The sequence below is a fragment of the Pseudomonas sp. SLBN-26 genome, assembly GCF_006715895.1.
Lineage (GTDB): Bacteria > Pseudomonadota > Gammaproteobacteria > Pseudomonadales > Pseudomonadaceae > Metapseudomonas > Metapseudomonas otitidis.
Map to the genome: position 1 here is coordinate 5397094 of NZ_VFOB01000001.1, position 14423 is coordinate 5411516.

The following is a 14423-nucleotide window of genomic DNA, read 5'->3' on the forward strand; positions in this document are numbered from 1 at the left end:
TCTCATTGCTGGCACGGGGCTAGTGCGCCGAATCCTGACTAGACTGCCGACAGGTGACCGCGAATCAATGCTGATCAGCAGCGACTCCCCCTGATTTTTCCCCCTGCGTGTCGCCACAAGGACAGGAGCATGCATGGACGACCGTCCCCGGATTCCCGACAGGAAACCCTGGCTGCCCGTGGCAGCCGCGCTGGTCCTGCTGGTAGCGCTGGGAGCCCTGGTGGTCTGGCAATGGCAGGCCGAGCGGGCCCGCTATGAGGCCGAGAACCAGCAGCGTTTCGACATGGAGGTCGACGAGGTGGCCCAGCGCATCAGCGACCGGATGCGCGCCTATGAAGTGGTGTTGCGCGGCATGTCCGGCCTGCTGGCCGGCAGCGACGAAGTGTCCGCCGACGAGTGGGCGCGGGCCGTGGACCAGCTCCAGTTGCAGGACCGCTACCCCGGCATTCAGGCCCTCGGCTGGAGCCGTTACCTGGCTCCGGGCGACCTGCCGGCCTACCCGGGTGAGGAAGAGGGGCGCGCCGATGCCCGTCTGTTCCCTCCTGGCGAACGTGAGCGGTACCTGGTCATTACCTACATCAGCCCGCTGGACTGGCGGAACAAGCGCGCCCTGGGCTTCGACATGCTCAGCGAACCGATGCGCCTGCAGGCCGTGCAGGCCGCGATCGACAGCGGCGAGGCCCGGCTGACCGGGCCCATCGTCCTGCGCCAGGACGAGGACAACTCGCCCCTCAAGGGGCTGGTGCTGTTCATGCCGGTGTATGGCCGCGATGCACCGGCCACCGCAACCGAGCGCCGCGAAGCGTTCATCGGCACCGTCTACGGCGCCTTCCGTGTCCAGGACCTGATGGCCGGCATCCTCGGGGCACAGGCCCGGCTGTTCGACATCGAGCTGGCGGACCTCCAGTACCCCGACCAACCCCTGCTGGACCCGCCCGACGCTGCCGAGCCTGCGCGCTATCAAGACCGCCGGGAGCTGCGCCTGTTCGGCCGTGACTGGCAGTTGCAGGTCACTGGCACAGCGGCCTACGCCAGCCTGCAAAGTGATGGCGGACTGCGCTTCACCCTGGTTGCCGGGTTGTCGGCCGCGTTGCTGCTATCCCTGCTGGTCGGGGCTTACCTGTACCTGCGCGAGCGCGAACTGCTGGCCAGCAGCAAGTCCGCCGCCCTGCTGCAGGAACGCGAAGCACACCTGCGCGCCCTGGTGGCGCGGTTGCCGGTGGCCACGCTGCTGTGCGAAGGCGACGGGCGCATCGAGCTGGCCAACGACAGCGCCGGGGAGTTGCTGGGTTGCGACTCCGAGTGGCTGGTGGGGCAGCACGCCCTGCGCTTCCTGCCGGGTGCCAGCGGGCTGGAGGCTCTGGCTTTCGAGAGCGAGCACGCGTCGATCAGCGAGTACGAGGCGCGCTGTGACGACGGCCGGCGCACACCGGTGGCCCTGCGCCTGACCCGTATCGACCGCGCCGATGGCCCCCGCTACCTGATCAACCTGCTCGACCTGCAGGCCCGTCGCAGTGCCGAGGAGCGCTTCCGGCTGGTGGTCGAGGCTTCGCCCAACGCCATCCTGCTGGTGGACACCGGCGGGCGTATCGCCATGGTCAACCGCCAGGTGGAGCAGATGTTCGGCTACAGCCGCCAGGAGCTGCTGGGCGAGCGGGTCGAGCGCCTGCTGCCGGTGGCCCTGCGCGAGGCCCACGTGGGCCTGCGCCAGGGCTTCCAGGCCAAACCCGAACCCCGGCGCATGGGCGGTAACCGCGAGCTGTTCGGCCAGCACCGGGACGGCCACATGATCCCGCTGGAGGTGGGCCTTTCGCCGATCCGCAGCGACAGCGAGACCTGGGTCCAGGCCGTGGTGATCGACATCACCGAGCGCCGCGTCGCCGAGCAGCGCCTGCGGGAGCAGGCCGAGCAACTGATGCTCGCCAACCGCTACAAGTCCGAGTTCCTCGCCAACATGTCCCACGAGCTGCGCACGCCGCTCAACAGCATCCTCATCCTCAGTGACCAGCTGCGCCAGAACGCCGCCGGCAACCTCACCGACAAGCAGTCGCGCCACGCCGACATCATCCACCGGGCCGGCAGCGACCTGCTGCAACTGATCAACGACGTGCTCGACCTGGCCAAGGTGGAAGCCGGGCGCATGCAGCTCAAGCTGGAGCCGCTCAACGTCCAGGACATGCTGGTGGAGCTGGATGCCAGCCTGCGGCCGATGGCCGAGCTGAAGGGCTTGCAGCTGGTGAGCCGGGTCGACCCGGGGGTGCCTCGGGTCATCCACAGCGACCGGGTGCGCCTGCACCAGATCCTGCGCAACCTGTTGTCCAACGCCCTCAAGTTCACCGACCAGGGCGAGGTGGAACTGTCCGTTTCGGTGGACGCCCAGGACCTCGGCCCCGGCCGCGAGATGCTGCGCTTCAGCGTGCGCGACACCGGCATCGGCATCGACCCGGAGCAGCACGAGCGGGTCTTCCAGGCCTTCCAGCAGATCGACGGCTCCACCAGCCGGCGCTTCGGTGGCACCGGCCTGGGGCTGGCAATCACCCGCCAACTGGTGCTCGCCCTGGACGGGCAGATCAGCCTGCGCAGCCGCCTGGGCGAAGGCGCCTGCTTCACGGTCTGCCTGCCGGTGGCCGTGGGGTCGCTGGAGCCGGAGGTGGAGCTGACCGAGCCGTTGCGCAGCGGCGAGGGGCCGCCGGTGCTGATCGTCGAGGACGATGCCGGCTTCGCTGCGGTGATCGCCGAAGCGGCTCAGGGCCATGGCTTCTCCACGGTGCTGTGCAGCAACGGTCGCCAGGCAGTGGCGCTGCTGCAGGAGGAGCGCTATGCGGCGATCATCCTCGACATCCTCCTGCCCGACCTCAGCGGTTGGCAGATCTACCGGCGCCTGCGCGGGCTGCCCAATCACCGGGGCACGCCGGTGCACATCATCTCCTGCGTGCCGCAGCCGCCGGACTGGAACGACAGCGACACCCGCTACCTGGTCAAGCCCATCGGTCGCACCGAGCTGGAACAGGTGTTCGGCGGGCTTGGCGAGCCCGACGCGCAAGGCCACCGGATACTGCTGGTGGAAGACGTGGAGGTGGAGCGCGACCACTACCGCGAGCATCTGCAGCAACTGGGCTTCGAGGTGGTGGCGGTGGGCACTGCGGAGCAGGCCATCGTCGCTTACGAGGCGAACAGTTTCGCAGCCATAGTGGTCGACCTGAACCTGCCGGATCTGGACGGCTTCGAGCTGCTCGACCGGCTGGATGCCCGTCGCTCCCTGCGGAACGTGCGCGTGGTGGTGAACACCGGGCTCGATGTCGGCCAGCAGCACCTGCAGCGCCTGCGGCGCTATTCGGCGACGCTGGTGCCCAAGTCCGCCACCGACCCGGCCGCCCTTGGCGAGGCGGTGCAGGGCTTTCTCGACAGCCTGCACACGCAGCCGGCAACCCATGGGCATTCCGCCCTGGAGGGCGCGCGGGTGCTGCTGGTGGACGACGACGTGCGCAACATCTACGCCCTGACTGCCGTGCTGGACGAAGCTGGCCTACGGGTCACTCCGGCGCGCGATGGCATGGAGGCCATTGCCTGTTTCCAGCGCGAACCCTTCGACCTGATTCTCATGGACATGGCGATGCCCAACATGGACGGATACACCGCGACACGGACGCTGAAAGAGGAACACGCTTGCCACATCCCGGTCATAGCCCTGACGGCCCACGCCATGAAGGGCGACCGGGAAAAGTGCATCACCGCCGGTGCCGACGACTACCTGGCCAAGCCGGTGAACCGTCAGGAACTGCTGGACATGCTGGAACGCTGGCTCGAAGCCGCCGGAGGTCGCCATGACGCAGCCCTTGCCTAAGCTCAAGGCCCCCGAAAGCATCCTCCTGGTGGTGGACGACCGCCCGGAGAACCTCGCTGCCATGGAGGCGGTGCTGGACGACTCCACCTGGGACGTGCGCACCGTCGACTCCGGCGAGGCGGCTTTGCAGGTGCTGTTGGAGGAGCAGGTGGGTCTGGTCCTGCTGGACGTGCAGATGCCCGGCATGGATGGCTTCGAGGTGGCCCGGCTGATGCGCGGCAGCCCGCACACCCGCTACACGCCGATCATCTTCATCTCCGCCATCGCCCACACCCAGGAAGCGGTGCTGCGCGGCTACGCCACCGGCGCGGTGGACTTCATCCTCAAGCCGTTCGACCCGCAGGTGCTGCGCCACAAGGTGCAGGCGCTGCTGGACCACGAGCGCAACCGCTGCGACCTGCTGCAGCTCACCCAGCAACTGGACAGTGCCCGGGCGTTCAACGCCTCGGTGCTGGAGAACGCCGCCGAGGGCATCCTGGTGGTGGGTGAGGACGGGGTGATCAGCTTCGCCAACCCGGCCATGGCGCTGATGCTCCAGGGCACCGTCAGCGACCTGGAAGGCCGCGAGTTCCTCAGCCTGATCGCCGCCCCCGAATACGCCGGGGACTGGCGCCTGTCGGACTTCTACCGGCACTGGAAGCGCGGCGAACCCTACCGCCTGCACGACGCCGCGCTGAAGACCCAGGCCGGCGGCAGCCTGCCGGTGGCGCTGTCCTGCGCGCCGTTGCCCAGGGCTCAGCGCTCGATGGTGGTGATCGGCCTCGACATGTCGGCGGTGCGCCAGCTGCACGCCCAGCTGGAGGCCCAGGCCATCACCGACTCGCTCACCGGGCTGCTCAACCGGCGCGGCTTCTACCAGGCGCTGGAGTCGGCCCTGGCGCGGGTGGAGCGCAACGGCAAGCGCATGGCGGTGCTGTACCTGGACCTGGACGGCTTCAAGCGCATCAACGACTCCCTCGGCCACGACGCTGGCGACCAGGTGCTGCGCCGCGTGGGCGAGCAACTGAAGACCTGCATGCGCCCCTACGACATCCTCGCGCGCATGGGGGGCGACGAGTTCACCGCGCTGATCGACTCCCTCGACCACCCGGAAGACGCGGCGCGGGTGGCGGAGAAGCTCATCGAGCTGGTTTCGGTGCGCTACCGGGTGGACGGCATCGACGTCACCCTCGGTGCCAGCGTGGGCATCGCCTGCTTCCCCGAGTGCGGGCAGACGGTGGACGGCCTGCTGCGCGCCGCCGACATCGCCATGTACGAGGCCAAGCGCGCCGGACGCCAGCAGTACCGCTTCTTCTCGCCGGAGATGAATGGCCGCGCGCGCTCGCGGCTGATGCTGGAGGAGAGCCTGCGCAACGCCATCGAGCAGGACGACTTCGTGCTGGTCTACCAGCCCCAGGTGTACCTCGCCACCGGGCGCCTGCGGGGCTTCGAGGCGCTGCTGCGCTGGGAGCACCGGGTGGCCGGTACGGTCGCGCCCAATGTGTTCATCCCGCTGCTGGAGGAGACCCGGCTGATCAACCGCCTGGGGGACTGGATCTTCCAGCAGGGGGTCAGCCAGGGGCTGAAATGGCGCGAGCGCTTCGGCGAGGACCTGGTCATCAGCCTCAACGTCAGTCCGGTGCAGTTCGGCATGCCGCACCTGGTGGAGGACCTGCGCCGGGCGCTGGAGCAGCGCGGCCTGCGCCCTTCGCAGATCGAGGTGGAGGTGACCGAGAGCGCGTTGATGCAGGACCTGGACATCACCCGCGAGCAACTGCGCCAGTTGCGCGAACTGGGGGTACGGGTGGCCATCGACGACTTCGGCACCGGCTACTCCTCGCTGGCGTACCTGCGCCACTTCGAGCTGGACACCCTGAAGATCGACCGGCTGTTCATCGCCAACATGCTGGAGTCGCCCCGTGATGCGGCGGTGGTCGCCACCATCATCGACCTGGGCCGCCACCTGGGCCTGGAGGTGATCGCCGAAGGGGTGGAGACGGCGGCACAGCGCGACTGGCTGATCGAGCACGGCTGCTCGGTGATGCAGGGCTTCCTGGTGGCGCCCGGCCTGCCCGTGGCCAAGGCGGGCGAATTCCCGCTGCAGCTCGACTGGCAGGCGTTCGACGCCGCGCGGTAAAGCCGGCGAAGGCGGCCTACACTTGCGCCGACGGCGCGTGAGGTCGCCGCATTCGCAAGGAGCATCCTATGTATTGCCTGTTCGTCGCCTACCCCAACAACGAGGGGGGCACCTTCGATTTCACCTACTACCTGGAGAAGCACATCCCCCTGGTGCGCGAGCTGCTGGGGGACAACCTGGTCAAGGTGGAGGTCCAGAAGGGCCTGGCCTCCGGAGACGGTTCGGCGGCGCCGTTCCTGTGTACCGCGCACATCTGGATCCGCTCCATCGACACCCTCCAGGCCACCCTGCGCAAGCATGGCCAGGCCATCAACGACGACATCCCTCGCTACACCAGCATCGCGCCGTTGCTGCAGGTGAACGAGGTGCTGGGCGACTGAGGCTACCGGCTCCTGAATGACGAAGCCCGCCGATTGGCGGGCTTCTGCGTCCTGGGGGTCAGGAACGGGGCGGGTGGCTCTGGTGCAACGCCGCCAGCTCGGCGTCCTTGCGTTCCCACAGCTGGTTGACCCAGAGCTGGAAGTCCTTGCGGTAGGCCTCGTCCTGGTCATAGCTGCGGCCGAGGAAGCCGGCGGGGATCGGCAGCGCCTCGATGCGCACCACCACCTCACCGACCTGGCCGGCCATCAGCGCCCAGAAGCTCGGGTTGCCGCCGGGGTAGTGGATGGTGATGTTCAGCAGCGCCTCCAGTTGATCGCCCATGGCGTCCAGCACGAAGGCCACGCCGCCGGCCTTGGGCTTGAGCAGGTAGCGGAAGGGCGAGGCCTGCTGGGCGTGCTTGGCCGGGGTGAAGCGGGTGCCTTCGAGGAAGTTGAAGATGCCCACCGGGTTGTGGCGGAACTTGTCGCAGGTGCGGCGGGTGGTTTCCAGGTCCTTGCCTTTCTTCTCCGGGTGCTTGGCCAGGTAGGCCTTGGAGTAGCGCTTCATGAAGGGGAAATCCAGCGCCCACCAGCACAGGCCGATCACGGGGACCCAGATCAGCTCCTGCTTGAGGAAGAACTTCAGCGGGCGGATGCGCCGGTTGAACACGTACTGCAGCACCAGGATGTCCACCCAGCTCTGGTGGTTGCTGGTGACCAGGTAGGAGTGCTGGTAGTCCAGCCCTTCCATGCCCTGCACGTCCCAGCGGGTGTGGCGGACCAGGTTCATCCAGGTCTTGTTGCAGCTCACCCAGGACTCGTGGATGAAGCTCACCAGCGGGTTCAGCGCCTGGCGCACTGCCTGGAACGGCAGCAGCAGCCGCAGCAGGGTGATGGCGAACAGCGGCCAGCACCAGAACAGGGTGTTGAGGGCGAGCAGCAGGGAGGCGAGGACGCCGCGCAGGGGCGCGGGAAGGAAGCTGAGCATGGGAACCTCGTGTCTGGGCGGTCTGTGCCGCCCTGTTCGGTGGACGCCGTGCCGGTGGGCGGCCCGTTGGTGGCCAAGGTTAACGGTTGTTCACTGGACTGCAAGCGCGAAGGGTGACCGGTCGGTCGCAGCGGTTTCGCCGCTGCCCGGCCCCCTCCCGGCGGGAGGGGGCACGCGGCTCAGGCGTCGGGTCTGGTGGTGGCGGCCTGGATGGCGGTGAGGGCGATGGTGTAGACGATGTCGTCCACCAGTGCCCCACGGGACAGGTCGTTCACCGGCTTGCGCAAGCCCTGCAGCATGGGGCCGACGCTGACCACCTGGGCGCTGCGCTGTACGGCCTTGTAGGTGGTGTTGCCGGTGTTCAGGTCGGGGAACACGAACACCGTGGCGCGCCCGGCCACGGCGCTGCCCGGCGCCTTCTGCCGGCCGACGCTGTCGATGGCGGCGGCGTCGTACTGCAACGGGCCGTCGATGGACAGGTCGAGCCGCGCGGCCTTGGCCAGGCGGGTCGCCTCGCGCACCTTCTCGACGTCTTCACCGGTGCCGGAGTCGCCGGTGGAGTAGCTGATCATCGCCACCCGCGGGTCGATGCCGAAGGCGGCGGCGGAGGCGGCGCTCTGCACGGCGATCTCGGCCAGCTCCTCGGCGCTGGGGTCGGGGTTCACCGCGCAGTCGCCGTAGACCACCACCTGTTCCGGCAGGAGCATGAAGAACACCGAGGACACCAGCTTGTAGCCGGGAGCGGTCTTGATCAGCTGCAGGGCCGGGCGGATGGTGTTGGCAGTGGTGTGCACGGCGCCGGAAACCAGGCCGTCCACTTCGTCCAGGGCCAGCATCATGGTGCCCAGCACCACGTTGTCTTCCAGTTGCGCGGCGGCCATCGGTGCGTTCAGGCCCTTGCCCTGGCGCAGGGTCACCATGGGCTCGACGTAGCGCGGGCGCACCAGGTCCGGGTCGAGCACCTCCAGCCCTTCGGGCAGCACGATGCCCAGGGCGCGAGCCACGGCCTGCACGTCCTCGGGCTTGGCCAGCAGCACGCAGCGGGCGATGCCGCGCGCCTGGCAGATGGCGGCGGCCTGCACGGTGCGCGGTTCGGCCCCCTCCGGCAGGACGATGCGCTTGCCCGCCTGCTGGGCGCGCTTCACCAGCTGGTGGCGGAACGCCGGTGGCGACAGGTGCGGCACGCGCGGGGTGCCGCAGCGCTCGCGCAGCCAGTCGTGGTCGAGGAAGCGGGCGATGAACTCGGTGACCTTCTCCGCACGTTCGCGGTCGTCCACCGGGATCTCGCGGTTCATGCGGTTGAGGTCGGTGGCGGTGCCATAGGTGCCGCTGGCCACGCTGAGCACCGGCAGGCCGCCCTGCAGCGCGCCTTGGCACAGCTCCATGATGCGCGGGTCGGGCGGGAAGTCGCTGCACAGCAGCAGGCCGGCCAGGGGCACGCCGTTCATGGCGGCGAGGCTGGCAGCGAGGATGATGTCGTCGCGGTCGCCCGGGGTCACCACCAGCACGCCGGGTTTGAGCAGCGGCACGGTGTTGGGCACGGTGCGCGCGCAGAGGATGATCTTCTGCACCCGGCGCTGGTCGTAGTCGCCGGCATTGATCACCCGCGCGCCCAGCAGGTCGGCCACGTCGCGGGTGCGCGGGGCGTTCAGCTCCTCTTCCCAGGGGATGCAGCCGAGCAGGCGGAAGTGCTTGGCGCGCAGCAGGGCGGTGTTGTCCTGCAGCTGCGGGCCGAGGGTTTCGTCGCGCACCTTGTTGAGGATCACGCCGAGTACCTTGGGATCGTCCGGGCCGCCGAAGAGCTGGGCCTGGATTTCCAGGCGGTCGGCCAGCTCGGTGACCGTCTCGTCCTCCGGCGCGGAGACCAGGATCACCTCGGCGTCCAGGCTGCGCGCCAGGTGGGCGTTGACCCGCGCCGCGTAGCTGGCGTGGCGGGTCGGCACCATGCCTTCGACGATGACCACGTCGCGGCCTTCGGCCACCTGCTGGTAGCGGCCGACGATCTCTTCCAGCAGCTCGTCCAGCTGACCGTCGCCGAGCAGGCGTTCGACCTGGGCCAGCTCCATCGCCTTGGGCGGGGTCAGGCCGTGGGTGCGGGCGATGAGCTCGCTGGAGCGTTCCGGGCCGAGGTCGCCGGGGTGGGGCTGGGCGATGGGTTTGTAGAAGCCGACCTTGAGGCCGGCCAGTTCCAGGGCGCGGACCAGGCCGAGGCTGATGGAGGTCAGGCCGACACCGAAGCCGGTGGGGGCGATGAAGAAGGTATGCATGGGTGCCTCAGGTGAGCAGGGCGAGGGTGTCGAGGGCGATCTGCCGCTCCTCGTTGGTGGGGACGACGAGGATGCGGGTCCGTCCGTAGCGGTGGATGGGCCCGGCGATGCCCTGCACGCAGCGGGCATTGGCCTCCTGGTCGATAGCCAGGTCCAGCAGTTGCAGGTGGGCCACGGTCTTGCTGCGGATCAGCGGCGAGTTCTCGCCAATGCCGCCGGTGAAGATCAGCCCGTCCAGCTGGGGCAGGGCGCAGCTCATGGCCGCCAGGCTCTTGGCCAGGCGGTAGCAGAACACCTCGATGGCCAGCGTGGCGCCGGGGTGGCCCTGGCTGCGGGCCTGCTCCAGGGTGCGCATGTCGTTGGAAAGCCCGGAGAGGCCCTTGAGGCCGCTCTCGTGGTTCAGCACACGGGCCACTTCGTCCAGGCTCCAGCCCAGGGTACGGGCCAGGTGGCTGTGCAGGTTGGGGTCGATGTCGCCGCTGCGGGTGCCCATCACCGTGCCCTCCAGGGGCGTCAGGCCCATGCTGGTGTCGCGGCTCTGGCCGTTGACGATGGCGCAGGTGGAGCAGCCGTTGCCCAGGTGCGCCGACAGCCAGCTGCTGTCGCCGATGGACAGCCCGGCGATCTCCGCCGCGCGGTGGCTGACGTAGCGGTGGCTGGTGCCGTGGAAGCCGTAGCGGCGCACGCCGTGGTCGCGGTAGAGCGACTCGGGCAGGGCGTAGCGGTAGGCGTGTTCGGGCAGGCTCTGGTGGTAGGCAGTGTCGAACACCGCCACCTGGGGCAGTTGCGGGTAGACGCTCATGGCGGCTTCGATCCCCTGCAGTGCCGCCGGGTTGTGCAGCGGCGCCAGGGGCGAGATGGCGCGGATGGTAGCGAGCACGTCGGCATCCAGCCGCCGCGCCGAGGTGAAGCGCTCGCCGCCGTGCACCACGCGGTGGCCGATGCCGTGGAGCTTGCCGCCGGTGACGGCCTGTACCAGTGGCAGCAACTGGGCGAGGGCGGCGCGGTAGTCGCCATTGGGCAGCATCAGGCTGTCCTTCTCGCCGCCCCGCTGCCAGCGCAGCTCGGCCTCCGGTGTGCCCAGGCGGTCGGCGATGCCGCGCAGGGGGAACTGCGAATGGGCCTCGCTGACCAGGGCGAACTTGATCGACGCACTGCCACAGTTGATCACCAGGATATTGCGTGCGGGCATCTCGCCTCCTTGTCGGTTAGTCCTTGTCCTCGGTGTCCTGCTCCCTGGCGCACCAGCCACAGGCAAAGGGCTGGCCGAGGTGCGCCTCGCGCTGCCGTGGGTCCAGGACCCAGGCCCGCGACTGCCACGGCGGCTGATGACGCAGATGCTGGGTGTGCCCGCAGGAAAGCAGGGCCACCCAGTGGCCGTCCTCGTCCTGGCGGAAACCCAGCAAACGCGAGCCCCGTCCGTCAATCGGCGGGTCGCCATCGGCCGGTTTGGCAGTTAGACTTGCCACCTTTCCACTCTTATCCAAAAGGTCTCGCACCATGCTGATCGCCGCCAACAAGGCAGTCTCCATCGACTATACCCTGACCAACGACGCCGGTGAGGTGATCGACAGCTCCCGTGGCGGCGCGCCGCTGGTCTACCTGCACGGTGCGGGCAACATCATCGTCGGCCTGGAGCGTGCCCTCGAAGGCAAGCAGGCCGGCGACGAAGTGAAAGTGGCCATCGAGCCCGAAGACGCCTACGGCGAATACAGCGCCGAGTTGGTCGCCACCCTGAGCCGCGCCATGTTCGAAGGCGTGGACGAGCTGGAAGTCGGCATGCAGTTCCACGCCTCCGCTCCGGACGGCGGCATGCAGATCGTCACCATCCGCGACATCGACGGCGACGACGTCACCGTCGACGGCAACCACCCGCTGGCCGGCCAGCGCCTGAACTTCGAAGTGAAGGTGGTCAACGTGCGTGAAGCCAACGCCGAAGAGATCGCCCACGGTCACATCCACGGCGAAGGTGGTCACCACCACTGAGTGATGACAGGCGATCTGCGGCGCGCGGCGATGCGGATCGGCTGCTAAGCTCAAGCTCACCGGAAAGGCGCCCTCGGGCGCCTTTTTCGTCTCTCGTGCAAACCCGCGTCGATCCAGGAGTCTGTGAGATGAGTGCCTTCCACGACCTCAAGCTGCGTGCCCTCGACGGCCAGGAACTGCCGCTTGCTCCCTACAAGGGGAAGGTGGTGCTGGTGGTCAACGTTGCTTCTCGCTGTGGCCTGACGCCGCAGTACGCCGGGCTGGAGAAACTGCACCAGCAGTTCCAGGACCGGGGCTTCAGCGTACTGGGTGTCCCCTGCAACCAGTTCGCCGCCCAGGAGCCGGGCAGCGAGGACGAGATCCGCGAGTTCTGCACCCTGAACTACGGCGTGACCTTCCCGCTCGGCAGCAAGATGGACGTCAACGGCGCCAGCCGTCACCCGCTCTACCGCCTGCTGGCCGGTGAAGGGGCCGAGTTCCCCGGCGACATCACCTGGAACTTCGAGAAGTTCCTGGTGGGCAAGGACGGCCGCGTGCTCGCCCGCTTCTCGCCCCGCACCACCCCCGAAGATCCCGCCCTGGTGGCGGCCATCGAGAAAGCGCTGGGCTGACGCTTCTTTCCCCTCTTCCCATCCACCATGCGGGGGGCTGCTGAGGCCAGTTGCAGCCCTGCGGGCTGCCTGGCGACTGAAGTCGCCCCTGCAAGGTGCACGGGTTACCCCCGCGCAGGCCATTACCTCGGGGTAAGCCGCGCGGGCTTTCTGACCCAAAATCACCCTGATCAATAGTGCTGTGCCGAGCGAGACGACCGGTCATATGCTCGCCGCCATGAACAGCATCCGACTCGACAAGCGTGACCTCATCCTCGCCAAGGGCACCCAGGTGATGACCCGTGCCGGCTACCACGGCACCGGCGTGCAGGAGATCGTCCAGGCCGCCGGCATCCCCAAGGGCTCGTTCTACCACTACTTCGCCAGCAAGGAAGACTTCGCCCTCCAGGCCCTGGACTACCTGTACCAGCCGCGCCTCGAGCGCTATGCCCAAGCCCTGTCCGACCCGGCGAAGAGCCCGTGCCAGCGGGTGCTCGACTACTACGGTGAACTGGTCAGCCACTTCACCCGCCACGAGAAGCTGGAATACCACTGCTTCATCGGCAGTCTGAGCTTCGAGATGGCCGAACTGTCGCCGGCCATCGGCGCCCAGGTGGACGCCATCCTGCAGCGCTCGGCGGACATCCTCCAGGCCTGCCTGGAAGAGGCCCAGCGTGCCGGCGAGCTCCCGGCCGATGAAGACTGCGCCAACCTCGCCGGCTTCATCGCCAACGCCTGGCAGGGCGTGCTCACCCGCCTCAAGGTCGGTGCCGGCGCCCGGCCGCTGTTCGATTTCATGACCCGCCTGCAGCGCCTGCTGCGGGTGTGACCCCCTAAAAAGCCCATTAACGAGACGACCGGTCACTTGGCCGGAATCAGGAGACCCCGATGACCGCATCCGTAGACGCCCTGTTCGCCCCCTTCCGCCTCGGCGCCCTGGAGCTGCCGACCCGCGTGGTGATGGCGCCCATGACCCGCTCCTTCTCCCCGGGCGGCGTGCCCACCGAGCAGGTGGTCGAGTACTACCGCCGCCGTGCCGCAGCCGGTGTCGGCCTGATCGTCACCGAAGGCACCACCATCGGCCACCAGGCCGCCAACGGTTACCCCCACGTCCCGCGTTTCTACGGCGAGGACGCCCTGGCCGGCTGGAAGCAGGTGGTCGAGGCCGTGCACGCCGAAGGCGGCAAGATCGTCCCGCAGCTGTGGCACGTCGGTAACGTCCGCCGCCTGGGCACCGAACCGGACGCCAGCGTTCCCGGCTACGGCCCCAGCGAGAAGCTCAAGGACGGCCAGGTGGTGGTCCACGGCATGACCCAGCAGGACATCGACGAGGTCGTCGCCGCCTACGCCCAGGCTGCCCGTGACGCCAAGGCCATCGGCATGGACGGCGTGGAGCTGCACGGTGCCCACGGCTACCTGATCGACCAGTTCTTCTGGGAAGGCACCAACCAGCGCACCGACGGCTACGGCGGCAGCCTGGCCAACCGCTCGCGCTTCGCCATCGAAGTGATCGAGGCCGTGCGCGAGGCCGTCGGCCCCGACTACCCGATCATCTTCCGCTTCTCCCAGTGGAAGCAGCAGGACTACACCGCCCGCCTGGTGCAGACCCCGGAAGAGCTGGAAGGCTTCCTCAAGCCGCTGTCCGAGGCCGGCGTGGACATCTTCCACTGCTCCACCCGCCGCTTCTGGGAGCCGGAGTTCGAAGGCTCCGACCTCAACCTGGCCGGCTGGACCCGCAAGCTCACCGGCAAGCCCACCATCACCGTCGGCAGCGTCGGCCTGGATGGCGAGTTCCTGCAGTTCATGGTCAAGACCGACAAGGTCGCCCAGCCGGCCAACATCGAAGGCCTGCTGGAGCGCCTGAACAAGCAGGAGTTCGACCTGGTGGCCGTGGGCCGCGCCCTGCTGGTGGACCCGGACTGGGCGACCAAGGTCCGCGAAGGCCGCATGCAGGACATCCTGCCGTTCAGCCGCGATGCCCTGACCAGCCTGGTCTGAACACGACCCCCGGTGCGTCGGCCTGGCCGGCGCACCCATTTCCAGCCCCGTCTCATGCGGGGCTTTTTTGTGGCTACGGTTTTTGCAACTCGCCGGCGCCGAACGCTCTGAAGCAGCAAGTCATGAGCGCACTCGGTGGTCGTGCTTGCCAAGAGGGTGAGGCAGGGAAACTGCCCCTTCAGGAGGCCGAGCGCAGTCGTTGCGCAGGGGGACGAGCGGCATGGATGCCGCGAGAGGCGCGTCAGGCCATGGATGGCCCATCGCGCCGGCCCCCG

The 14423-nt window shown here is 68.4% G+C and carries 11 protein-coding genes; 7 read left to right on the forward strand and 4 right to left on the reverse strand.

Annotated features, from left to right (window positions below; translation table 11 throughout):
- The first annotated feature begins 133 nt into the window (after positions 1 to 133).
- The 3 genes from FBY21_RS25045 to FBY21_RS25055 all read left to right on the forward strand — a co-directional run bounded on the left by FBY21_RS25045 (position 134) and on the right by FBY21_RS25055 (position 6340).
- Complete coding sequence (locus FBY21_RS25045) at positions 134 to 3844, forward strand: response regulator (RefSeq protein WP_142014617.1); 3711 nt, start codon at positions 134 to 136, stop codon at positions 3842 to 3844.
- A complete protein-coding gene (locus FBY21_RS25050) occupies positions 3825 to 5960 on the forward strand; it encodes a putative bifunctional diguanylate cyclase/phosphodiesterase (RefSeq protein WP_142014620.1) in 2136 nt (711 codons plus the stop codon). The genes FBY21_RS25045 and FBY21_RS25050 overlap by 20 nt, the downstream gene beginning before the upstream one ends.
- A gap of 68 nt (positions 5961 to 6028) precedes the next feature.
- Complete coding sequence (locus FBY21_RS25055; RefSeq protein WP_044411471.1) at positions 6029 to 6340, forward strand: EthD family reductase; 312 nt, start codon at positions 6029 to 6031, stop codon at positions 6338 to 6340.
- 58 nt (positions 6341 to 6398) lie between these two features.
- On the opposite strand, the gene FBY21_RS25060 is transcribed toward FBY21_RS25055, so the two are convergent.
- From FBY21_RS25060 to FBY21_RS25075, 4 genes are all read right to left on the reverse strand, one after another.
- Entirely contained in the window at positions 6399 to 7307 is a 909-nt protein-coding gene (locus tag FBY21_RS25060; protein WP_142014624.1) for an acyltransferase, read from the reverse strand.
- 179 nt (positions 7308 to 7486) lie between these two features.
- Positions 7487 to 9574 (reverse strand): phosphate acetyltransferase, encoded by a 2088-nt coding sequence (gene pta / locus FBY21_RS25065; protein ID WP_142014627.1) that lies wholly within the window; start codon positions 9572 to 9574, stop codon positions 7487 to 7489.
- A gap of 7 nt (positions 9575 to 9581) precedes the next feature.
- Positions 9582 to 10766: an acetate kinase gene (locus tag FBY21_RS25070; protein WP_142014630.1), complete on the reverse strand. Its 1185-nt coding sequence runs from the start codon at positions 10764 to 10766 to the stop codon at positions 9582 to 9584.
- A gap of 16 nt (positions 10767 to 10782) precedes the next feature.
- Positions 10783 to 11106, reverse strand: coding sequence for a DUF3565 domain-containing protein (locus tag FBY21_RS25075; RefSeq protein ID WP_074970991.1), 324 nt, complete (start codon positions 11104 to 11106; stop codon positions 10783 to 10785).
- Between FBY21_RS25075 and FBY21_RS25080 the strand changes: the two genes are divergently transcribed.
- The 4 genes from FBY21_RS25080 to FBY21_RS25095 all read left to right on the forward strand — a co-directional run bounded on the left by FBY21_RS25080 (position 11075) and on the right by FBY21_RS25095 (position 14148).
- Entirely contained in the window at positions 11075 to 11560 is a 486-nt protein-coding gene (locus tag FBY21_RS25080) for a peptidylprolyl isomerase (protein WP_074970702.1), read from the forward strand. The genes FBY21_RS25075 and FBY21_RS25080 overlap by 32 nt on opposite strands.
- Before the next feature lie 128 nt (positions 11561 to 11688).
- Complete coding sequence (locus FBY21_RS25085) at positions 11689 to 12171, forward strand: glutathione peroxidase (RefSeq protein WP_044411458.1); 483 nt, start codon at positions 11689 to 11691, stop codon at positions 12169 to 12171.
- Between the two features lie 217 nt (positions 12172 to 12388).
- Positions 12389 to 12979, forward strand: a complete 591-nt coding sequence (locus tag FBY21_RS25090; protein ID WP_174244743.1) for a TetR/AcrR family transcriptional regulator — start codon at positions 12389 to 12391, stop codon at positions 12977 to 12979.
- A gap of 59 nt (positions 12980 to 13038) precedes the next feature.
- The gene (locus FBY21_RS25095) at positions 13039 to 14148 is read left to right on the forward strand and encodes an NADH:flavin oxidoreductase (protein WP_074970706.1); all 1110 of its coding nucleotides are present in this window, start codon (positions 13039 to 13041) and stop codon (positions 14146 to 14148) included.
- Positions 14149 to 14423: the final 275 nt, after the last annotated feature.